Annotated in this window: 20 protein-coding genes; 15 read left to right on the forward strand and 5 right to left on the reverse strand. The window is 40.9% G+C overall.

All coding sequences use genetic code 11. The annotated features are described in order from the left end of the window. The first annotated feature begins 21 nt into the window (after window positions 1–21). Both A5888_RS17325 and A5888_RS17330 read left to right on the forward strand, forming a co-directional pair. On the forward strand, window positions 22–750 hold the full coding sequence (locus A5888_RS17325) for a sugar phosphate isomerase/epimerase family protein (protein ID WP_086350752.1): 729 nt from the start codon (window positions 22–24) through the stop codon (window positions 748–750). Then, complete coding sequence (locus A5888_RS17330) at window positions 751–1,725, forward strand: sugar kinase (protein WP_086350753.1); 975 nt, start codon at window positions 751–753, stop codon at window positions 1,723–1,725. It begins immediately after the preceding gene. A gap of 93 nt (window positions 1,726–1,818) precedes the next feature. On the opposite strand, the gene A5888_RS17335 is transcribed toward A5888_RS17330, so the two are convergent. Next, window positions 1,819–3,099, reverse strand: a complete 1,281-nt coding sequence (locus A5888_RS17335; protein WP_086349540.1) for an IS110 family transposase — start codon at window positions 3,097–3,099, stop codon at window positions 1,819–1,821. 292 nt (window positions 3,100–3,391) lie between these two features. Between A5888_RS17335 and A5888_RS17340 the strand changes: the two genes are divergently transcribed. The 6 genes from A5888_RS17340 (at window position 3,392) to A5888_RS17365 (ending at window position 9,918) form a co-directional block, all read left to right on the forward strand. Then, window positions 3,392–4,012: an orotidine 5'-phosphate decarboxylase / HUMPS family protein gene (locus tag A5888_RS17340; RefSeq protein ID WP_086350754.1), complete on the forward strand. Its 621-nt coding sequence runs from the start codon at window positions 3,392–3,394 to the stop codon at window positions 4,010–4,012. Continuing rightward, window positions 4,009–4,551 (forward strand): 6-phospho-3-hexuloisomerase, encoded by a 543-nt coding sequence (gene hxlB / locus A5888_RS17345; protein WP_086350755.1) that lies wholly within the window; start codon window positions 4,009–4,011, stop codon window positions 4,549–4,551. The genes A5888_RS17340 and hxlB overlap by 4 nt, the downstream gene beginning before the upstream one ends. Before the next feature lie 13 nt (window positions 4,552–4,564). Further along, window positions 4,565–5,848: a citrate transporter gene (locus A5888_RS17350; RefSeq protein ID WP_086350756.1), complete on the forward strand. Its 1,284-nt coding sequence runs from the start codon at window positions 4,565–4,567 to the stop codon at window positions 5,846–5,848. 159 nt (window positions 5,849–6,007) lie between these two features. After that, window positions 6,008–8,125 (forward strand): hydantoinase/oxoprolinase family protein, encoded by a 2,118-nt coding sequence (locus tag A5888_RS17355; protein ID WP_086350757.1) that lies wholly within the window; start codon window positions 6,008–6,010, stop codon window positions 8,123–8,125. Beyond that, the gene (locus A5888_RS17360) at window positions 8,125–8,754 is read left to right on the forward strand and encodes a hypothetical protein (protein ID WP_086350758.1); all 630 of its coding nucleotides are present in this window, start codon (window positions 8,125–8,127) and stop codon (window positions 8,752–8,754) included. The genes A5888_RS17355 and A5888_RS17360 overlap by 1 nt, the downstream gene beginning before the upstream one ends. Before the next feature lie 141 nt (window positions 8,755–8,895). After that, complete coding sequence (locus A5888_RS17365) at window positions 8,896–9,918, forward strand: aldo/keto reductase (RefSeq protein WP_283160603.1); 1,023 nt, start codon at window positions 8,896–8,898, stop codon at window positions 9,916–9,918. Window positions 9,919–9,965: 47 nt separating this feature from the next. Here the strand turns inward: A5888_RS17365 and A5888_RS17370 are convergent, their stop codons facing one another. From A5888_RS17370 to A5888_RS17380, 3 genes are all read right to left on the reverse strand, one after another. Continuing rightward, a complete protein-coding gene (locus tag A5888_RS17370; RefSeq protein WP_086350759.1) occupies window positions 9,966–10,430 on the reverse strand; it encodes a GNAT family N-acetyltransferase in 465 nt (154 codons plus the stop codon). A gap of 131 nt (window positions 10,431–10,561) precedes the next feature. Continuing rightward, entirely contained in the window at window positions 10,562–11,038 is a 477-nt protein-coding gene (locus A5888_RS17375) for a glutathione peroxidase (protein WP_086350760.1), read from the reverse strand. Between the two features lie 119 nt (window positions 11,039–11,157). After that, a complete protein-coding gene (locus A5888_RS17380; RefSeq protein WP_086350761.1) occupies window positions 11,158–12,102 on the reverse strand; it encodes a hypothetical protein in 945 nt (314 codons plus the stop codon). A gap of 120 nt (window positions 12,103–12,222) precedes the next feature. Here A5888_RS17380 and A5888_RS17385 point away from each other — a divergent pair, with 120 nt between their 5' ends. The 5 genes from A5888_RS17385 (at window position 12,223) to scrK (ending at window position 19,251) form a co-directional block, all read left to right on the forward strand. Continuing rightward, on the forward strand, window positions 12,223–13,635 hold the full coding sequence (locus tag A5888_RS17385) for an FAD-dependent oxidoreductase (RefSeq protein WP_249274552.1): 1,413 nt from the start codon (window positions 12,223–12,225) through the stop codon (window positions 13,633–13,635). 440 nt (window positions 13,636–14,075) lie between these two features. Further along, window positions 14,076–15,356: a citrate transporter gene (locus tag A5888_RS17390; protein WP_086350762.1), complete on the forward strand. Its 1,281-nt coding sequence runs from the start codon at window positions 14,076–14,078 to the stop codon at window positions 15,354–15,356. A gap of 22 nt (window positions 15,357–15,378) precedes the next feature. Beyond that, complete coding sequence (locus A5888_RS17395; RefSeq protein WP_086350763.1) at window positions 15,379–17,511, forward strand: hydantoinase/oxoprolinase family protein; 2,133 nt, start codon at window positions 15,379–15,381, stop codon at window positions 17,509–17,511. Between the two features lie 13 nt (window positions 17,512–17,524). Then, entirely contained in the window at window positions 17,525–18,157 is a 633-nt protein-coding gene (locus A5888_RS17400) for a hypothetical protein (RefSeq protein WP_086350764.1), read from the forward strand. A gap of 215 nt (window positions 18,158–18,372) precedes the next feature. After that, a complete protein-coding gene (gene scrK / locus A5888_RS17405) occupies window positions 18,373–19,251 on the forward strand; it encodes a fructokinase ScrK (RefSeq protein ID WP_086350765.1) in 879 nt (292 codons plus the stop codon). Between the two features lie 109 nt (window positions 19,252–19,360). On the opposite strand, the gene A5888_RS17410 is transcribed toward scrK, so the two are convergent. After that, window positions 19,361–20,215, reverse strand: a complete 855-nt coding sequence (locus A5888_RS17410) for a MurR/RpiR family transcriptional regulator (protein WP_086350766.1) — start codon at window positions 20,213–20,215, stop codon at window positions 19,361–19,363. 265 nt (window positions 20,216–20,480) lie between these two features. Between A5888_RS17410 and A5888_RS17415 the strand changes: the two genes are divergently transcribed. Then, window positions 20,481–20,936 carry a hypothetical protein gene (locus A5888_RS17415; RefSeq protein WP_086350767.1) on the forward strand — a complete coding sequence of 152 codons (456 nt, stop codon included), beginning with the start codon at window positions 20,481–20,483 and terminating at the stop codon, window positions 20,934–20,936. 96 nt (window positions 20,937–21,032) lie between these two features. Next, window positions 21,033–21,593, forward strand: a complete 561-nt coding sequence (gene efp, locus A5888_RS17420; RefSeq protein ID WP_086350768.1) for an elongation factor P — start codon at window positions 21,033–21,035, stop codon at window positions 21,591–21,593. Window positions 21,594–21,951: the final 358 nt, after the last annotated feature.

Raw genomic sequence — 21,951 nt, forward strand, 5'->3', positions numbered from 1 at the left:
ATTAGAAATGGAGGGCAATAAATGACTGAGATTTTTATTAACACGATCGTAAAAGAAGAGGCAATGACTCAAATAGAATTTTTAAAACAATTGGCGGCACTGCAACTTCCAATCAAGGGCGTCGAAATCAGAAGAGAGATGCTTTCAACCGTTCGTGAAAAAAGAGAAGAAGAGTTGAAAGTAATTGCTGAGCTGGCACAAAAAAATAGCTGGGTCATGATGTACTCTGTACCTGAATCGCTCTTTTTAGCAGAAGGTATCAATCCTGATTTTTCGATTTGGATTAAGGAGCTGCAAGCTTTTAACGGAGAATCGATGAAAGTAAATACAGGAGACGTAGCAAGTATCTCGTTAGCAGATGGATCAACGTTGAAAGCAGCATTGGATAAAGCCGGCATTCGAGTGACGATTGAAAACGATCAGACACTTGAGAATGGGACCTTTGCAGCAACGCAACAGGCGTTACGTGAGATTCAAGAGGCTGACCTACCTATTGGTTATACCTTTGATGTAGGGAACTGGTTAGTAATGGATGAATCTCCGGAGAATGCGTATCAGCAGTTGAAGCAAGCGATCGATGTGATCCATTTGAAAAATATGAATGAGCAAAAGCAAGCGGTCCTTTTAGACTTAGGAAAAGCGGACTGGCCACTATTTGTAAGAGGTCAGAAAACTGTGGTACTTGAATATCCAATGAAATTGTCTGAAATAGAAAAAGAAATCGAGCGAGTGACAGAGGAGGGAAAGTAAGTGGGAAAAATCGTAATGATTGGCGAACCAATGGCGATGTTCGTTGCTAAAACAGCTGGCAAGCTCAAAGATGTCCGGGATTTTCAGATGTTTACGGCAGGCGCAGAGGTCAATGTATCAGTGGGAGCGGTCCGACTGGGACATGAGGTGGAGTATATTACCCAGCTAGGCAAAGATCCATTTGGGGAATACATCCAAGAATATCTGGAGCAGGAAGGAATCGGTACTTCATTTGTTCAGACGACGGCAGAATTTCCGACAGGCTTTCAGCTAAAGAATAAGGTAGCGAAGAATGATCCGGAAGTCGTTTATTTTAGAAAAGGGTCTGCCGCATCGCATTTAGGAAAAGAGCTAGTAGAAAAAATTGATTTTTCAGATGTGGATATTTTTCATGTAACGGGTATTTTTATGGCATTGAATGATACAACCTATGAATTGATTAAAGCCTTGATCAAGAAAGCTAAAGAGCAGGAAACCTTAATTACCTTCGATCCTAATTTACGACCAACACTTTGGGCGAGTCAGAAATTTATGGTCGAGCGAATAAATGAAATCGCTTCCCACGCGGATTATGTGCTCCCGGGAATTGGCGAAGGCTTTATCCTGACAGGCTATGCTGAAAAAGAAGAGATTGCCGATTTTTACTTGGACAGAGGTGCGAAGGGTGTCATCGTTAAGGCAGGATCGAACGGTGCTTATGCAAAGTGTATACAGGAAGACGGTCGTATTTTTGAACAAAACAGGTATGGCTTTAAGCTGGCTCAAGTAGTAGATACTGTTGGAGCAGGAGACGGCTTTGCAGTTGGTGTGATCACTGGGCTGTTGGAACAGCTTCCGATGGAGGATATTTTGACACGAGCGAATGCGATTGGCGCGATTCAAGTCAGTCACATTAGTGATAATGAGAACCTCCCAACACGGGAAAAGCTGGCTGCATTTATTGACGGATATAAAACAAATGGAGGGATAGTGTGAAAACTAATCCATCTAGGATAAGAAGCAGTCCAATAAATAAAGCGCACACCAAATAAACGTCAAAAACGACAGGTCCGACGATAAAAAAGTTATTTAGATGAGTGGTGCTAAGTCTTTTCTAACAAAATCATCTGGTAATAAACCTTCTGAAATGAGTAGTTTGGTTGCTTGTTTAAGAGCTTTATCTTTCTGCTTTTGAATAAGATTGTCTGGCATGTCAATCTTATACAAGTCAGTCGGATTCCAAACTTCTCCAGTCGAAAGCATATGGTAAATAGCTGTAAGCATCATCCGAGCGATTGCGATGATCGCGCGCTTTTTACCTCGTCGTTTATAAATACGCTCATATTTTAAACGGTAATAGGGATGCTTCTCTTTCGCTTTTACCGCAGCGTGAGCACACTGGACAAGTGTTGGTTTTAAATAAACGCCAGCTCGAGAGATGCGGACAGATTTCTTTTTACCAGCAGATTCATTACTACTAGGAGAAAGTCCTGCCCAGCAACATAATCTTTTTGACTGTGAGAACTGAGACATATCAATGCCAATTTCAGAAATAATTTGGATAGCTGATTGGCGACGAATCCCTGGAATCGTCTCTAGTAGTTGAATAGCTGGTTCGTAGGGTTCAACCATTTGGTCCAATAGGTAATCAAGGAAGCTAATCGAGTGATCAAGGTAAGTTTTGTGTTCTTCAATCAGTTGAATTCGAATAATCTGTTCATTTGTAAAAGAGTAACCTTCAATTGATTGGATGAGCTCCTGTCCTTTAGGCTTCATGCTTCCATGAAGCAAGTCGAGCACATGATTCGGATCAAACGCTTTACTTGAAATCAAATAATCTCGGACTCTCTTAGAGCTGACACCAAACATGTCAGAAACTACAGAGTCCATGGCAACATTACCAACGGTAAAGGCATTTTGAAGTCGATTTTTCTCGCTAGAACGATGACTGACTAATCGGGTCCGATAACGAGTAAACTCACGCAAGACTCGAACATCTTTTTCAGGGATAAAACTGCCTCTTACCAATCCCATACGGAATAGTTCGGCAATCCATTTGGAGTCCTTCTTATCATCTTTGTTTCCTTTTACTGCACGAACCCATTTGGGGTTCGCAATCGTGACGTTCATCACGTCTTCAAGCAAATTGGAAACGGGGACCCAGTACTTACCGGTACTTTCCATACAAACATCGTAGCACTTGCATTCTAACAGCCAGTCTTTCAATGCCAGAATCTGGTTGTTAAAAGTTGAAAATCGTTTTTTCTGATAATGCGGCGTTAATTCGCCAGCTTTCGTGGTGATGACGGTAGCTATTAAAAAGCTTTTGTGCACATCAATACCACAACAAACGGGATAAACGACTTTCATGATTCTTCGCCCCTTTCTATAAGTAGCGGAGAGGCAGTGACTGGCCGGGGCAGCATTTAACAGAAGTTGTTAAAACAATGATTAGTGTGCGGACTCTAACGTTCCACTCATTTGTGCTTGAATGCCCTGGCCTTACACTGGTTAGAATACTGGTTTAAACCGGAGGTTTCCTACAACTTACCTCACCGTGCTTTGTAGTGTGCCTCTCCTAGTTCCATTATAAACTGAAATCCGCATCAGTTTTCATTACTATTTGACTCGATGAGCGGAGCGAGTCGAGATGGAGGTTAGAATGAAGATTCAAGTAGCAATTGATCGCGTACCACTGGCGAAAGCCAAGGAGCTGACGGAGACGTTGAATACCGCTGATATTGTAGAAATCGGCACCTCTTTGACGAAGGATTATGGCTTAGCTTGTGTTCGAGAGCTGCTTCCTTACAAAGGAGCAGCCAAGCTATTGGCAGATATTAAAACGATTGATGAGGGAGCATATGAGTTCCGTCAGTATTTTGAAGCAGGAGCAGATATTCTAACTGTGATGGGTGCAAGTGCAGTGGCAACCCTAGACAGCTGTTATGAAGTTACACAGGAGTATGGCAGAGAAATGCTAATCGATTTGCTGGAATGTTCAGATGAAAAAATTGCCAAGATCAGTCACTACCCTAATGCAATCTACTCGTTACATTTTTCCAGCGATGCCGGTGGTGAACACGATGTGGTGGCAGAGCTTCAACGTTTTACACAAAAATTCCCTACTATTCAACGACTGGCGTTGGCTGGGGGCTTGACGGAAGCATCCTTGAAAGATTTAAAAGCTACGCCATTGGAAATTGGAATAATCGGTGGAGCAGTAACGAAAGCGGATGATCCTGAAATGGCATTGAAAAGAATAATCGAGGTGATACGGGTATGAAGGAAATGACTCAAATTTTAGATGAAATACATGAAGTGATCGGTCGGGTAAACGAAAAACAATTGGTAACAGTTATTCAGCAGATTCAAAAAAATAAACGGACATTTATTCTAGGTGAAGGACGTAGTGGCTTACAAGGAAAAGGCTTTGCGATGCGGTTGATGCACCTTGGGTATCCGGTCTATGTGATTGGCGAAACGATTACACCTTCTATTCAAAAAGGGGATCTGCTTATTGCTATCTCAGGTTCAGGGACGACAGGAAACATTGTCCAACTGGTGGAGAATGCAACGAAAAAGGGAATTGATATTGTTGGGATTACCAGTGAACCGACATCACCGTTGGCTCAAGCTGCGAAAGAACAACTCATCATACCGGGAGCAACGAAGACCGGCAGTGGGATTCAATCGATTCAGTTATTGAGTAGCTTGTTTGATCAAACCCTGCATATCACACTGGATTATGTTTGCTTGATGATTAGTAAACGAGACCATGTAAGTAACGAGGATGCGAAAAAGCAACATTCAAATATGGAATAAAGGAGCGAAAAAAATGGACTTTATTATTGGCGTTATTTTATTGATTACCTATTTTCTATTGATTCGTTTTGCTGCTAAAGGCGGAAACTTGATGGTCGGATTTTTTGTTATGGCAATTATTTGGGTATTCTTCAGTATTATCGGTGGACAGCTGACCTGGGATCAGGCGATGGTCGATGTATTCCAAGGCGGACCGGAAAGCTGGGGAGCAACAGCAGTTATCGTAATCTTCGGTAGCTGGTTTGGTCGAATTCTGATCGAGACGGAAATCGCTTCAAGCTTGATTAAAAAGACGGTAGAACTCAGTGGTGAGAATCCTTTATTCACAACGATTCTACTTTGTGTAGTAACAACATTGATCTTCACGTCAACTTTTGGAGCAGGTGCGGTTGTGGCAATCGGTATTATCGTGTTGCCGATCCTAATGTCTCTAGGTGTACCCAAGCCGTTAGCCGTAACCTCTTACTTAATGAGTGTCGGTAGCGGAATGTATGTGAATATCGTGTTGTTCAAGCAAATGCAGGGGATTTTTACAGAGTATCAATACGATTGGAATTATCTGCGTTTTGGCTTCACAGCGTTGGGTGTTCAGCTCTTAATGGTCATTCTGATGTTGATTTTCGGACTAAGAAAGAAACGCACCTATAATTGGGCAGCTGTTGCAGCGGATATCGAAGAACCAAAAGAAGTGCCCATCTATGCGCTGATCACACCTGTCATTCCAGTAGTATTGGCAATCTTCTTCGGTTGGCAGCCGATTCCGGCTTTTATCGTAGCGTCTCTATACGCACTGGCTGTCTGTGGCAAGTTACCAAATTACAAGGATGGTACTCGATTGATTACACGTACCTTTTATGAAGGGGTTGTCGATGTAGCTTCTCTGTTAGGCTTCTTGTTTATTTTACCAATGTTCAACAAGGCTTCCGGTATTGCTGCACCATTCTTCCAAGCTGTAATCGGTGACTTCATTCCGACAAGCACGTTGGTATTGGCGATTGCTTTTGCCATTTTGATTCCATTCGGGCTGTTCCGCGGGCCATTAACAATTTTTGGTGCAGGAAGTGCGACAGTTGGGATTCTGATGGGCATGGGTGTTTTCCCAGTAGCATTACTTTTCCCACTGATGTATATTCCAACGATTTCAATGAACCTATCTACTTGTCCAACGCAATCATGGAACCTGTGGGCGCTTAACTACTCTAAAGTAGGAGCAAAAGAATTCATGATGACCGGTGTTCCATGGGGCTGGCTGGCAGGAGCAATCAATGTCATGATCTGTTACTTCATGTTTGGTTGATAAAAAACAAGCAGAAGAGTGACAATCAAAAAGGCCGGAAGACCGTTGGAAAAATGAAAGCGGAGAATAATTACTGAACCATAAAAGATAAATGAAGGAACGACGGATATAGCATATTGATTGAAGCAAGAACGAGAATAGGCACAAGGAGGAAGAAGAATGAACAGAGCAGTTCGAGTAGGAATAGATGTCGGCGGCACCCACACGAAGGCTGTTGCAATCGACAATGACACATTTGAAATTTTAGGAATCGGCTCAGTGAAAACGACCCATGATGATGTATTGGGTGTATCAGCAGGAGTGGTTCATGCTTTTGAAAAGTGTTTGAATGAAAACAATATCGGACCGGAAGAAGTCATGTTCATTGCCCACAGCACCACACAGGCGACGAATGCTTTGCTAGAAGGAGACGTAGCAGTGACCGGTGTTATTGGTATGGGAAATAGTTTTTTAGCGAAGAGACAGTCTGTCATCAAGGATATTATTTTAGATGAAACAGGTAAAAGAAAAATCGTGACCCACAATAAATATATCCCGTTGAAAAAATTTGATCAGACCGTGGCGAAGCGAACAATTGAGGAGCTAGTCGGGGAAGGGGCGGAAGTGATCGTTGCCTCAAAAGCTTTTGGTGTAGACAACAAACGGGAAGAAGAAGCGATTGCTACTATCGGTAAAAGTATGGATATCGAGGTTTCTCAAGCGAGTGATATCAGTAAGATGTACGGACTATCTAAGCGGACACGAACAGCGGTGATCAATGCTTCAATTTTACCGAAAATGTTTGAAACCGCTGACAGTACCGAAAACAGTGTACGACAAGCAGGGATCAAAGTTCCCTTGATGATCATGCGTGGCGATGGCGGGGTAATGGATATCAATGAGATGCGTAAACGTCCGGTATTGACCATGCTGTCAGGACCGGCTGCATCGACAGTTGGTGCATTGATGTATCTGAAGGCATCCAATGCGATTTTCTTTGAGGTTGGTGGAACAAGTACAGACATTGGGGTCATCAAAAATGGACGCCCAATGATCGATTATTCTGTGGTCGGTGGACACAAGACGCTGATTAGCTCACTGGATGTACATGTCTCCGGTGTAGCCGGCGGAAGCATGGTACGAGCGGATGGCCAGAGTGTTGTAGCGGTAGGTCCTCGTTCTGCCCATATCGCTAAATTGCCATATGCAGCATTCTCCAAGCCAGAAGAAATCATCGATCCAAAAGTTATCAGAGTGCAACCGTTGGAAAATGATCCGTCTGATTATATTGCAATTGAAGGCTCAGATGGGAAACGCTTTGCAATCACAGTTACTTGTGCGGCCAATGCCTTGAAATTGGTAAAAGAAGGAGATTATTCATTCGGAAGCTATGAAGCCAGTTATAAAGCAATCAAGGCGTTGTCTGATGAACTGAGCCTGTCTGTTGAGGAAGCAGCAACACAGATTATGGACAAAGCATCTGATGTGGTAATTAAGGTTATCAACTTCCTTGCAGATAAGCACAAAGTTGAACGAAGTCAGATTTCCTTAGTCGGCGGTGGCGGCGGAGCAACCTCTCTACTGCCTTATACAGCCAAACGAATGGGCTTAGGCTATGACATTGCAAAGCACGCAGAAGTTATTTCTTCCATTGGTGTTGCGTTAGCCATGGTTCGGGACGTAGTGGAACGGGTAATCCCGAATCCGAATGCGCAGGATTTAGAAGATATCCGAAATGAAGCGATTCAATCCGCTACAAAATCAGGCGCCTCTCCGGAAACCATCGAAGTACAGATGGAAATCGATGCACAGACCAATAAGGTTCGAGCAATTGCAACAGGATCGACCGAAGTGAAAACCACTGATTTAGTAGCAAAAGTGGATGAAGCAGAAGCTAAAGCCTTAGTCGCAAAATCGATGCAGACGCCAGAAGCACAGGTATATCTAGTGGAAGAAAATGAATTTTTCTATTGCTTTGGTACCATGAAAAATGATCAGCAGGAATTGCGGATCATTGATAAAAAAGGATTTATCAAGATCCAACGGGGCGATGGCGAAGCAGTGAAAACCACAGTCGGCGGTATTCGTAATGTTGTCGACAAGTATTGGGAAGACCTCGCTGTATATAAGAGTGATATCAAGCTAGCTCCAGACATCTATCTTTGTATCGGTGCCAAGGTAGTCGATTATACGGGCATGCTTGAGCTTTCTCAGCTTCATATGGTAATGGATACAGAACTGATGCAGCACGGAGGTAGAGAAGAAGTTATCGTCGTCGGCGCAAGGAATAATCTGTAATGGATGCCTATCGTAGGAAACTCGCCCAGACAACGGAGCAGCAATTTATTACTATTGCGTGCAATAGAGATCGGATCGGCAGGCGATTGTCAGAAGAAAAACAAGAAAAACTTTGCCAGCTGGCTCAGGCTGAAGGAGAACGGCTTGGTAAACAACTGCGACAGGATTTTCCGGAAATGCGTCCTAGCGAAATTGCCGAAGTATTTGGTGTAACGGTATCGTATAAAGAATATACGATTCACGAAAGCTTTACATCTATCGGCTATTTTGAAGTACCGAATCAAATCGTGGTGAATAAAAAGTTAAAAGAAAAAGATGCCTACTTTAAAGAGCAAAAGTTGCCCGAGATGCAATTTGATCGATGGAAGGAAATCGTTATTGCCCATGAACTGTTTCACTATATTCAAGAGCAAACACCAGAGCTATTTGTCAATCAATACCGCGTGGAGCTTTGGAAGCTGGGACCTTACCATCATCAAAGTAGTTTTTCTCTCTTGGGGGAGGTTGCCGGTATGGCTTTTGCAAAATCTTTGCTGGATTTACCATTTTATCCTGGAGTGATTGAATGGTATCTGCTGTACGCTTATTTTCCTGAAAAGATGAAGCAACAGGCAGAGATGCTTTTATAAAATACAAGAAATTCTACTCTGACTTTTTCAGGGATGTTCTAGTAGTAAAATCTCAAAAAAAGGTAGAGTTGCAGTTCCCAATCGTTGTTGGCTGGGAACTGTCTTGGTTGTTGCCTAAGAATCAATAACAGGAGATAATAGATGAATCAAAATGTTTTTAGAAAGGATGAAGAGATGTTTACAGCAAATGAACACCGTTATGACAGTATCGACTATCAAAGAAGCGGGAAATCAGGTGTCCTACTTCCGCCTGTCTCTTTGGGATTATGGCGTGGACACGCGCTTTCGACCCATGAGAAAACCAGAGAACTGGTTCTCGCTGCTTTTGATCAAGGAGTGATTCATTTCGATTTAGCGAATAATTATGGTCTGACACCTGGCGATTCAGAAAAGGTGTTCGGAAAAATCATGACAGAGGATTTGGCTGGTTATCGGGATGAACTGGTTATTTCAACCAAAGCAGGATTTTTGATGGGGCCAGGTCCGTATGGTGAATGGAGCTCGAAAAAATATATCACTTCTAGCCTAGATAACAGCTTGAAACGTATGAATCTAGACTATGTAGATATTTTTTATACCCATCGCCCTGATCCGAATACACCATTTGAGGAAACAGCAGAAGCCTTAGATTTGATCGTTAAACAAGGGAAAGCTTATTATATTGGGATTTCCAACTACAATACAGCAGAAACCAAAGAAATGATCCGTCTGTTCAAAGAACGCCGTACGCCATTCATTATCCATCAAATGTCTTATAACATGCTAAATAGAGAAGCGAGAGATACAGGATTACTGTCATTATTAGATGAGTCCGGTGTTGGAGGGATTGCTTATGGCCCATTAGCAGAAGGTTTATTGACAGACAAATTTAGCTGCCATATTCCAGATGATTTTCCAATCCATCGAACGAATAAGCAATTATTGGCAGGCGCAGCTCGAGTAGAAACACAAAATCGCTTGGAACAGCTTCGTCAAGTGGCAGAACAACGAGGACAAACTCTGTCGCAGCTGGCATTGGCTTGGTTGTTGGCACAAAAAGCTATTACCTCTGTTGTTGTGGGAGCCACGCAGCTGCATCACTTTGAAGATAATCTAAAAGCTCTAGATAATCTGATGTTTTCAGAGGAAGAAATGACTGGTATTGAGACGATATTGAAGTCTTAAAAATAGGAACAGCTCACGAATGAAGAAATTCAAGTTGTGAGCTGTTTTTATTTGTCTGCTGGTATCGTTTTTTCCATCACATCATAGCAGAGGTAGTCTCCGTTTTTAACTGAAATACAGTGAGAGTCAACTTCTCGATAGTTTCGATTTAAATAAATTCGCTTGGATGGCAGAGAGGCATCGAGGAAGATTTGATGACTATGTGAGGCAATAGTCATTTCAGCGAAATCCAGTAAAATACGGCCGTAGCCATGTCCTTGATATTCAGGTAATACAAACAAACGACCAATCTCATTATCTTTGAGCGTCACTGTGCCACAAATTACCTCTTTTTCAATTACATATACTTGCTTTTCTGCTATATCTGCTGCAATTGTTTCAATACTGTGATGTACAAGAAAAAACGCAACGGCTCCTTGAGGATAATAATGGGGATAAATTTCTTTAATTGTTTTGTGCACGAGTTTTTGTATGGTTTGAGCGTCAGTTGGTAGAGCTTGTCGAATCGTCAAGGCTTATTTCCTCCAATGGATTATGGCTTTCTTATGAATGATTATAGCAAATAACATTTAATGAAAGTGTAAAAAAACTGATTTTTACGCAATTGATCTAAGACGTAAAAACCAGCTTCTAAATTATTTAGTCATTCTTTGAGCAGTGTTTCAATATCTTCTGTCATTTTCAGTGGGCTTGTTTGAGGTGCGTAGCGAGTAGCAGGCTCACCATTTTTATCAATCAGGAATTTCGTAAAGTTCCATTTGATCGAGCTGCCAAGAGTTCCGCGTGTTTCATCTTTTAAATACTTGAACAACGGTAATGTATCTGAGCCATTGACCTGACAAAGCTGATGCATAGGAAAAGAGACGCCATAGGTCAAACGACAAGACTCAGCGGCTTCTTCACTGCTTCCAACCTCTTGTTTGAATTGGTTGGAAGGAAAGCCCAAAATGACTAAGCCTTGATCTTTATACTTCTCATACAATTCTTCCAACTCTTTAAATTGTGGAGCCAGCCCACACTTTGTTGCTGTATTGACAATGATCATTACGTGCCCTTTGTATTTATCTAAAGAATAAGTTTCACCATTTTCTAGTGTTGCTTCAAAATCATAGACAGACATGTTGTTCACTCCATTCGTTTTTGTCCTTGCTATAAGTATAGTACGAACTGACCAACAATGCATGTCTACTTGCTCAACTACCGATTATTTTCTATGCTTGAGGATATTTTTTGAAAAAATCAAAGATGTAGAAAGGAATAGACTGTTTTTTCATAATAAGGTGATTCTTTTGTCAAAGCGACCAAAGGTAGATTGTTGGCCGGATATTGTGTTTCAAATGTAATACCTGCGTATTTGGGTGCAGGAGCGAACAATGGCTGTTCCTGATTGAAAGTAAAAATGACAACAGCTGGTAATGTGGTTGTGATGTGGATGGCTCGACCGTTATCCGGTTGCCAAAGTAATCCCTCTTTTTTGTCATTAAACTGGAAGGTAGTATCTAAGCCCCCGAATTCTGACAACTCATTCAGCAGTTTTCCATTTGAAAGGGAAAAATCCAATGTGCTGTTGGGAGCAATCTCAACAGGGGAGACGATCAGCTTCTCACTATTTTCTACATAATAGGTGTCAGAAGCAAGGTATAGCTTATGATTTTCTATTGTTTTCTGCCTATCTCCATTCAAATTGAAATAAAGGTGGTTGGTTGGGTTGAAGAAGATTTCTTGTTCGGTCTGAGCACTGATTTCCATAGATAACTGCTTCTGCTCATTTACGAGATAGCGAACGTGTATATGGGTTTTTGTCTGTTCATCGTAAAGTGAAAAGCAAATTTGTGCTTCTTTCTCAGCTATCGTCAGCTTGTAGGTCCAAATCCGTTTATCATAACCGTCTGTTCCACCGTGAAAATGAAGCGGTGGACGATTTTGTTCCAATAGCGTGTCGTGAACAGCATACCTACCAGCAAGAGGTGCCACGATTGCACCAGAATATGTTCGGTTTTCCAGCCATTTCATCATAGAATCAGGGGTCAATGTCACATTTTCAAGAAAATTGTATCTATCTGAAAATTTTATTCGGAATATTGAGGCGCCAATAGTACTGAAAGTGATTTCTAATTCAGATTCTATTGTGAAATGGATGAAATTCACGTCATTTGACACGTTTTCTTCAAGAATGTTAATCATAGGTTCATTCTCCTTTTTTATTTAGTATAACATGTTTTGGAATATTTTTTTCAAAGATGTTGACATTTTTGAAAATATTGTATGATGTTTGTAAGCGCTAACCCAAAGGAGGAATTTTAAGTGATCCATGTAAATGAGATGGAAAAATCGTATGATGTGATCGTTGCAGGTGGAGGTATGTCTGGTGCTTTTGCAGCGATTGCAGCTGCAAAAAATGGAGCAAAGGTATTGATTATTGACCAGAATGGCTATTTTGGTGGGACCTTGACTGCGAATGGTGTGGGGCCAATGATGACCTTTTTTGCCGGAGAAAAACAAGTGATCCGAGGCTTGGGTGAAGAAATGGTCAAACGACTAGTGGAACGAGGATATTCACCAGGGCATGTATTGGACTCCACAAATTATATTTCATATGTCACCCCATTTTCTGCAGAAGGCTTGAAAATCATTTTGGATGAGATGGTTACCGAGGCTGGTTGTGATGTGCTGTTCCATACGTATTTGATTGATGTAGAAATGGAAAACAATAGGCTTTCAAGTATTGTTGTCTCAAATAAGGATGGTGTTTCAAGGATAAAAGGGAAGGTATTTATCGATGCCTCAGGTGATGGTGATCTCGCTGTACAGGCAGGTGTTCCCTTTCAATTGGGACGTGAATCTGATAATGCAATGCAACCGATGACGATGAATATGAAGGTTTATGGTGTTGATACCGATGCTTTACGTCAATTTGTTTTGAATGACCCTAAGAAATTTCCGCGTCTGAATAGAGATCTTGATGTTATGAAGAATACGGAAATTCTTTCATTTGTTGGCTTTGATGAAGAATTTAAGGAGGCGAAGAAAAAGGGAGAAATCTCAATACCACGAGAGGATATTCTATTTTTTGAAACATCTGTTGCAGGTGAATTTATTATGAATACTTCTCGAATTATCAATGAGAGTGGTGTTTCGGCCCAAGGGTTGACTCGAGCAGAAATGATAGGAAGAGAACAGTGCGAGGAGCTGTATCGCTTTTTGGTTAAACATATTCCGGGATTTGAGAACGCACAAGTAGCATACACGGGTCCAAGCGTTGGGGTACGTGGAACAAGACAAATCAAAGGTGTTTATACGCTGACAAATGAAGATGTGTTAGAAAACAAAGCTTTTCAGACAGTTGTTGCTCATTCTGGCTATCCTATCGACATTCATAATCCTAAAGGGGAAGGGACCGTGTCTGTTCACAGCAACCAAAAAGAAGAAATCCAACACGCTGGTTTTGATCGAAGTGCCTTCGACAGCTATTATAAAATACCTTATGAAATCATGATCACGAATGAAATCAGCAATTTGATCGTTACCGGTAGATGCGTCTCCGCTTCATTTGAAGCACAAGCAGCTATTCGAACCACGCCGACAATGACAGCACTAGGTCAAGCAGCAGGAACTGCGGCAGCAATCGCTGCTACAGCTGGTCAATCAGTTCAGAAAATCGACATTTCACTATTGCAAGACAAGTTGATGCAGCAAGGAAGTTATATTGAAAGATAGAAAATTTTATAGAAATAGCACTCTCGAAGATTATTATCATTACAGCAAGCTAACTAATTAGTTTCCACAAGAGAAAGAGGGAGAACCTCTACTCTGGTGTAGGAACATCTAGTGGAGTAGGTGTCTCTACGGTTCTCAAACAGTTCAATTATACTGTGATCCTCGAGACAAAGCATTAAGCCTAGACCGCTTGGCTATCGGACAAAAAATGAAGAAATTGGGCAATTATTTGTACAGTTTCCTCAACAGAAAGAGGGAGAACCATTATTCTTGTGTAGGAGCATCTAGTGGAGTAGGTGTCTCTACGGTTCTCGAACAGTTCAATTATACTGCGATCCTCGAGACAAAGCATTAAGCCTAGACCGCTTGGCTATCGGACAAAAAAATGAAGAAATTGGGCAATTATTTGTACAGTTTCCTCAACAGAAAGAGGGAGAACAATGGCAACAGTTCAGTTAATTGGTATTTTAGTTGTATTTTTAGGAATGGTTGGTTTGATGATGACAAGGAAGGTACCGACGATTTTGGCACTTCCGATCATGGCAATCGCCATTTCACTTATTGCGGGAATTCCGTTCATGTCTAATGACCCTGAACAATTCACTTTAGTGAAGGATGTTTTAGAGGCTGGCTCAATGAGGATGTCGACGGCGATATCCGGATTGATTTTCGGATCGCTTTTTGGGCAGGTGCTCAGCAAGGTCGGCATTACTGAAACAATTATAAAAAAAGCGGCGGAGATGGCAGGAGATAAAGCACTTCCTATCTCATTATCATTTTTGGCAGTCTGTTCTGTGATTTTTGCTGCGAGCAATGGATTAGGTATGGTTATTTTAGTTGGAACGATCATTATTCCGATTATGATTTCTGCCGGTTTATCTCCAATGATCAGCGGGATTATTCTTTTGTTGGCAAACGGGATCGGCGTGACATTTTCAGTCTCTACATTGGCTGTATATATTGATGTGTTAGGGTTACCACTTGAAACAGTGACTTCGTATTCATGGTTGGTAGGAATTCCATTGATTATTATCTCGATAATTATGGTGCTGTACTATGTGAAATTTCAAGGGAAGCGCCGAAAAGCTTGGGCGATGCCATCGAATAAAAGAGGTAATGGTCAAGTTAGAAGTATCGCGTTAATTTCTCCGATTATTCCAGTTGTGTTGGTTTTTGCGTTCAAGGTACCATTGGTCGCGGCAATTATTATCGGAATCATCACAGTTCTGATTTTAAGTACACCAAAAAATCCAATTCATGTTGTCAGCAGTTCGTTTGTTGAAGGAATTCAAGATGTAGCTGGAGCTGCCGGGTTGATGATTGGTATTGGTATGCTTTTAAATGCAGTGATGTCTGCACAGGTTTCTGAAATTCTACAGCCGGCAATCTCGATGATGATTCCAAAAAATCAATTGATGTTTGTCTTAGTCTTTGGGCTGTTATCGCCATTGGCTATCTACCGTGGTCCACTAAATGTATGGGGACTGGGCAGTGGGATTATTTCATTGTTGGTCGCGGGAGGAATGAACCCAATTGCTGCGATGGTTGCGCTTCGTTTGGATAGTAACGTTCAAGCGGTTTGTGATCCAACCAACTCTCACAATGTTTGGGTCTCTGATTTTACTAAAACTGATGTAAACGAAGTGTTGAAGAAAACGATTGTCTGGATTACTGTATCAACGATTATTGGATTGATCGTATCGTCATTCTTCTTATATTAATAGATGTCTGGAAGGGATTCGTATGAGTAAAAAAGTAAGAATAGGTATTGATGTAGGCGGCACGTTCACTGACGCTGTAGCTATAGATAATGAAACATATGATGTGATTGCGAAATTAAAGATTCCTACCACTCATGAAGAAGGTGTGGCACAAGGAATTGTCAAAATTATTGAAAAACTGTTGCTGGAAAACAGCATTGCACCTGAAGATGTAATGTTTATTGCCCACGGAACGACACAAGCAACAAATGCTTTGTTGGAAGGGGATGTAGCCAAGGTCGGAATCATTGGGATGGGTACAGGAATGGACGCTCGGACAGCGAAAAAAGAAACAGCTATCGAGCATATTGAACTGGCACCAAGTAAGTATCTAACATCTGAACATACCTTCATGGATTCAGCGAAAATTACAAATGAAGCAATCGAACAGGCAATCCGCGAATTAGTCAGTGAAGACTGTCAGGTGATCGTAGCCAGCGAAGCTTATTCGGTGGATGATCCGGAAAATGAATTATCGGTCATCAATAAGGCTCAGGAGATGGAACTGTATGCTACTGGTGGTCATGAAATTTCACAGCTTTATGGCTTAAAAATGCGGACACGGACAGCAGTAGTCAATGCATCTTTGATTCCCAAAATGATGCAAACCGCTAACATGACAGAGGATGCTGTGTTGAATACTAACATCCAGTCTGGTTTGATGATCATGCGCTGTGATGGTGGTGTTATGAGTATCAATGAAGTACGTCAACGGCCTATTTTGACGATGCTTTCCGGTCTGGCGGCTGGTGTTGCCGGTGCATTGATGTATGAAAAAGTCAGTGATGGAATCTTTTTCGAAGTCGGAGGAACCAGTGTTGATATTTCTGTCATTAAAAATGGAAAAGTAATGATCAAGTATGCGCAGGTTGGTGGCCATAAAACCTATTTACGTTCTTTGGATGTTCGCACCTTGGCAGTAGCCGGCGGCAGTATGATTCGGGCGAAGGATGGAAAAATTACAGATGTAGGTCCTCGAAGCGCGCATATTGCCGGATTGGAATATGAATGTTTTACAGAAATTGAAAACCTATCTGCACCTCAGATTGATTTTGTTTCACCAAGAGAAGGCGATCCAAATGAATATGCTGTCATTAAGGGTAGCACAGGGACAGCTTACTCTTATACTTTAGCTGGGGCAGCTAATTTATTAGGCTATGTACCAGCTGATGATTATGCTCAAGGAAATGGAGAAGCGAATCAGCTTGCATGGAACACTTTGGGTGCGTATCTGGGTATCTCTGCAGAAGAAGCAGCAACAGAGGTTGTTAGATTGGCTGTTGAAAAGCTCGTTCCTGTGATTGACGAGCTAATTGATGAATACGAAATGGATCGCAATTTTATTACACTCGTTGGCGGTGGTGGTAGTGGTGCAATCGTAGTCCCGGCATTGGCTAAGCATTTTGATTACAAATGGAAGTTGGCGAAAAACGCGCCTTATATCTCAACAATCGGTGTTGCTTTAGCAATGGTACGAGAGCAGATTGAACGTTCCATCAATAATCCGACGGAACAAGATATCAAGAAAATTCGTGCAGATGTTATTGAAAAAATTATCCAATCCGGTGCCAATGAGGAAACGGTAGAAGTAAATATCGAAATCGATTCTCAACGCAATATCGTTCGAGCCGTAGCAACAGGAGCGACGGAGCTGAGACAAAAGAATCTGGGGGCAGAGGATGTAAATGAAGCAGACTTGAAAAAAATCACCTCTGAAGCACTTGGAATTGAAGAAAGTAGTGTAACGCATATCGCAAAGGTTGGACGTTGGCACTTGATGGATGGTTTAGTCATTAAGAAGAAATTTTTGTTCAAGAGTAAGCAGAATAATGTTTGTGTGATAGATCGAGAAGGTGTGGTTCGGTTTAAGAGAAGCAATGCATACTATCTGACTTTCAAAAAATCACAGACTGCATCGGACTTTCTTTCATTTGTGGACGATTATACGATATACTCTGATGCGAATGCGACGATTCCGAAGGTATTCCTGTTCTATAAAGAGAAAATGCTTGATTTAACTGGAATGCAGACAATCGAACAATTGACGTCTATAATGGATGTAGAAACAGAAAACCTTGAATCAAATGAGGAAATCATTGCGGTTGCCTACAAATAAGAGGTGAAAATAAGTGCATTTTTCAGATGAGTTTTTGGGTTATTTAGAATTAAAGCAGGACTTGCTGTTTCATAAGATTCCCGAGGAAAAAATTCCTTATTATGTCAATGAAGCGTTGGTGATAGGGCGAACTGCTGCGCAACCATTTAAAGGACGAACTGCGACGGAGCTTCTTGCTGAACAAAATATTTCGATCGAGGCAGTGGAGGGCGACGGAACTTTTTTTAAGGTGAAATTTCGAGCTCAATTTGAAGCAGATTCAAAGGGAAAGAATCAGATACTCCTTTATAAGCAATCTCTTGAAGAGTTGGCTGAGGCGAATCAGCTTACAAATGAAGCGGTAGAAGAAATTGTTTTGATTCATGAATTCTTCCACTTTCTTGAAGAACGGCAGGCACTTGCAGTTCCAGAACAACTAGATACGATTGAGTCGTTTCATTTCCTAGGTCTAGCAAGGAAAGCGCACATACAACGGACAAGCGAGATTGCGGCGAATTGTTTTGCGAAAGAGGTTTTAGGGTTGGAGTATCTGCCTAGTTACTACGACTACATTTTTCTGATGAAAACAGGAGAGTTAGATCAGATAGCCCTTGAAGAGGAAAAGAGCATATTTGAACGTATCTTTAGTAGAGAAACATCCTGTTAGAGAGGCTTCGAACCTTCACGCTTCCAGGCTCAGGTTAAAAGCAAAAGAACGTTTTTCCTAGAGTGAATTTTAAGCAAGATTCTATAGCTAAAAAAAATGAAAAAAAAGAGGACAATAACAGCTTTTTAAATTAGAATAGAAGACAGATCGTGTATATCGTTAAAACGACTTTATGCACGTATTTGTCTTTAAAAAAAAGAGCGGAGGACGGCAAAATGAGTAAGTTACTTGGCAGTATTGAAGCGGGTGGAACAAAGTTTGTCTGTGCGGTCGGTACTACAGATTTTATTGTACAGGATACAGCAGTATTTCCAACAAAAAATCCTGAGGAAACAATGGCTAAGGTGATTGAATTCTTCTCACAACATGAAATAGCAGCGATCGGTATAGGGTCTTTTGGACCTGTGGATGTAAATCCGAACTCAAAAACATACGGGCAGATTTTAGCTACACCAAAATTAGAATGGCGCGGCTTCAATATTTTAACTGCGTTGAAGCAGCATTTTGATCTCCCTATATTTTTAACAACGGATGTGAATTCAAGCGCTTTCGGTGAATATACCAAAGGGGCTGCAATCGAAGATAATTCCTGTGTTTATTATACAGTAGGGACAGGCATCGGTGGTGGAGCAATTCAAAATGGCGAATTTATTGGTGGGTATACGCATACTGAAATGGGGCATTCTTATGTGAAACGTCATCCGCTAGATCAAGATTTTGCAGGCGTCTGTCCATCACATGGCGCGGATTGCTTAGAGGGACTTGCATCAGGACCGAGTCTCCAAGCGAGAACAGGGCTTCGTGGCGAAGAGGTCAAGGAAGACCACGAGATTTGGGAAATTGAAGCTTATTACATTGCTCAGCTAGCTTACAATACACGAGTGAATTTTGCACCGGAAAGAATCATTTTTGGTGGCGGTGTGATGCAGCAAGAGCATTTGATGAACAGAGTACGTACAATTTTTAAAGAATTGAACAATGGCTATGTAGATGTTCCAGATTTGGAAGCATACATCGTAAATCCGGCTATTCCAGGAAACGGTAGTGCAACTGTTGGTAACTTTGCTTTGGCATTGAGGGAATTGAAAAAGTGACGATCTGATTGAAACTAGTGAAAGAAGAGCACAGGAGCTGTTTATAGGCTCGTGCTCTTCTTTAGGTTCAATGATTGGTAAAAGTTTCCAATCTGTTAGGCTTTCCTTATCACCATTCATATTTTGATGAATCAGCGGATTGAAAGGAGTTAATGATGGTATCACTGCTAAGCTTGCGTTGGCGTAAGCCACGGTTATCTCGCAGGATGGTTGCATAAATGATATCAAAAATCAGGGAAATCATTGGTGAATTGGTCAACACCAAGGGATTATTTGCCATTACATGATCTGGTGTAATGATTTTGATATCGATTAGATCGTTTATCTTAGGATTGTCATTTCCTGACAAGAGCATTGTCTTCACATTTTTCTTTTTGATATTAGACAGAAAAGGAATAACATCTTTACTTATAATGGATGGAACAACTGCAATTAGTAAAGAATCACTATTCATGTTTTCAATAGAAAGCTGTGCTTCTAACGATTCCTTCAAGGACATGACGTCTAAACCAATTTGTCTTAGCTTAAAGGCAAATTCATCACTGATAAAGGAAGTATTATAAATGGACAAGATGAATATTTTTCTAGAAAGAGTGATAGCTGACGCTGCATCCTCAATCGTTTTCTCGTCTAGTAACGCACAAGTGTTCAATAACATTTTTTGATAGTCATGTGTCACATATTCCAACAAATTCGAGTCATCAATGGACTCGTCGCTGATTTTATCAAATTGAGTATTGCTTTGAGCTAAAGCAATCTTGAATTTATTGAATCCTTTATAACCAATTTTTTTACAGAATCGGTTGATGCTGGCTTCAGAAGTGTTGATTTTTCTTGCAAGAGTAGTAATCGTATTCGTGATCACAAAATCAGGATTATCGATCACAAACTGACTTATTTCATACTCACTTGTCGTAAAAGTCGACTCAAGAGAAATAATTTTTAAAATTACCGCAGACTGCATAATGACACCTCTTCTAAAAGTTCTTATCCCTCATTATATCAGATAATCAGAAGGTGTGCGGCGATAAAAAGCTTGAAAAGAGCAAATACATAGAGAATCATCTAAATGATGGTAAAATATCAAAAATAATGAAAGTTATTGAACATAAAAAGGAAGCCAGTGGATGTGCTGTTCTGTTTGTTGTATGATTAAACATGATAGAATGGAAAGGAATTATTTGGCTATATAAATAGGCACTCAAAATAATACAGTTAAGGAGAATGACGTGTTTGAAAAGTGGTTTGCGAAAAAAGAAACGCAAGAAAACTTAAGCGAAAAGGCATCTTTCGAAGTGGTACTCGATAGAGAAAGTGTTTGTATGGGTGATGATGTGATGAGTCATAAGGAGACTAGATCTTTTTTGGAGAATATCAAGATTTCCGAGTTTATTAAGGTGTTAGTTGACTATGTTCCAAAGATGGCAAACTCGGTTTGGCTGATTTGGGGAGAACAGGAAATTATTGGTTACATTGATTTTGATGCATCAGGAAATGCAAAGATAGAGGTTGAAGGAGAAGATGCCTTTTTAGCGAAACGATTTTCGACTGCCGAAATGCCCTCAATTACATGTATTTATTACTACAGTGGTAAGTTCTCATGGGTGGATAAGATGGTAGGCGATACCTTGCTGGAAAAGGTCAAAGCGGCTCGAAGAGAGCCGGTGAATGCGAGAACCTTGTGAGAATTTTGTGTTCTCTTTGCATATTCTCTAGCGTATCAGTCTGTAATTTGCTACAATGAGTGGAGATTATTTTTTTAGAAAAGAGGAATTTAGACAATGATTGCAATCAGTGATCTTAAATCAGGTATGACCTTCGAGCAAGACGGAAAGTTAATTAAAGTATTGGAAGCAAGCCATCACAAACCTGGTAAAGGAAATACAGTAATGCGCATGAAGCTGAAGGATGTACGTTCCGGTTCAACAACTGAAACAACAATGCGTCCGGATGACAAAGTGAAAAAAGCACATATTGATACAAAGCCGGCACAATATTTGTATAGCCAAGACGATGTAGCGATTTTCATGGACATGGAAACATATGAGCAATACGAGATTCCAACAGAAACGATCGAAGAAGAGTTAAAATATCTTCTGGAAAACATGGAGATCAAAATTCAGTTCTACGGTTCTGAAGTGATTGGTATTACGTTGCCAACAACAGTTATCCTGACAGTTGCAGAAACACAGCCTTCTATCAAAGGTGCGACAGTAACTGGTTCCGGTAAACCTGCAACAATGGAAACAGGACTAGTTGTGAACGTTCCTGATTTCATTGAAAGCGGCGAAAAATTGGAAATCAACACACAAGAAGGTACGTACTTAAAACGTGCGAAATAAGAGAAAACATGGCTTTCAATGAAGCTTTGGGAGCTATAGAAAATCACCTGCGAAGTGACTGTTTTCAGTTTCTTCACAGGTGATTTTGATTTTATAGTTTTTTCGGGCATAGCAGCTTAAGAAACAAAGCTTATTTCATATCATCCTCAATGATCGCAATTCGTTCTTCAAAGCTCAGATTTTCATAAATCTGATGAAGCATCCATAGATTTTCACTCCTATAAATAGTTATTTTTCGAAATAAGTTTAAAGAATAAAGAATCAAGATATCCTTTGGATGGAAAAGTACAGATGGAATGATCAGGAAAGCTTGTGTATACTTTTCTGTGTTCTCTTTTTTTGATATGATAGGTAAAAA

The sequence above is a fragment of the Enterococcus sp. 9E7_DIV0242 genome (assembly GCF_002140975.2).
GTDB lineage: Bacteria > Bacillota > Bacilli > Lactobacillales > Enterococcaceae > Enterococcus_L > Enterococcus_L clewellii.

Bases quoted from the DNA above. Each gene is read 5' to 3' on its own strand.
- A5888_RS17325 (WP_086350752.1), top strand. From the start codon at position 22: ATGACTGAGATTTTTATTAACACGATCGTAAAAGAAGAGGCAATGACT.
- A5888_RS17335 (WP_086349540.1), bottom strand. From the start codon at position 3,099: ATGAAAGTCGTTTATCCCGTTTGTTGTGGTATTGATGTGCACAAAAGC.
- A5888_RS17340 (WP_086350754.1), top strand. From the start codon at position 3,392: ATGAAGATTCAAGTAGCAATTGATCGCGTACCACTGGCGAAAGCCAAG.
- hxlB (WP_086350755.1), top strand. From the start codon at position 4,009: ATGAAGGAAATGACTCAAATTTTAGATGAAATACATGAAGTGATCGGT.
- A5888_RS17350 (WP_086350756.1), top strand. From the start codon at position 4,565: ATGGACTTTATTATTGGCGTTATTTTATTGATTACCTATTTTCTATTG.
- A5888_RS17355 (WP_086350757.1), top strand. From the start codon at position 6,008: ATGAACAGAGCAGTTCGAGTAGGAATAGATGTCGGCGGCACCCACACG.
- A5888_RS17360 (WP_086350758.1), top strand. From the start codon at position 8,125: ATGGATGCCTATCGTAGGAAACTCGCCCAGACAACGGAGCAGCAATTT.
- A5888_RS17365 (WP_283160603.1), top strand. From the start codon at position 8,896: ATGAATCAAAATGTTTTTAGAAAGGATGAAGAGATGTTTACAGCAAAT.
- A5888_RS17375 (WP_086350760.1), bottom strand. From the start codon at position 11,038: ATGTCTGTCTATGATTTTGAAGCAACACTAGAAAATGGTGAAACTTAT.
- A5888_RS17380 (WP_086350761.1), bottom strand. From the start codon at position 12,102: ATGATTAACATTCTTGAAGAAAACGTGTCAAATGACGTGAATTTCATC.
- A5888_RS17390 (WP_086350762.1), top strand. From the start codon at position 14,076: ATGGCAACAGTTCAGTTAATTGGTATTTTAGTTGTATTTTTAGGAATG.
- A5888_RS17395 (WP_086350763.1), top strand. From the start codon at position 15,379: ATGAGTAAAAAAGTAAGAATAGGTATTGATGTAGGCGGCACGTTCACT.
- scrK (WP_086350765.1), top strand. From the start codon at position 18,373: ATGAGTAAGTTACTTGGCAGTATTGAAGCGGGTGGAACAAAGTTTGTC.
- A5888_RS17410 (WP_086350766.1), bottom strand. From the start codon at position 20,215: ATGCAGTCTGCGGTAATTTTAAAAATTATTTCTCTTGAGTCGACTTTT.
- efp (WP_086350768.1), top strand. From the start codon at position 21,033: ATGATTGCAATCAGTGATCTTAAATCAGGTATGACCTTCGAGCAAGAC.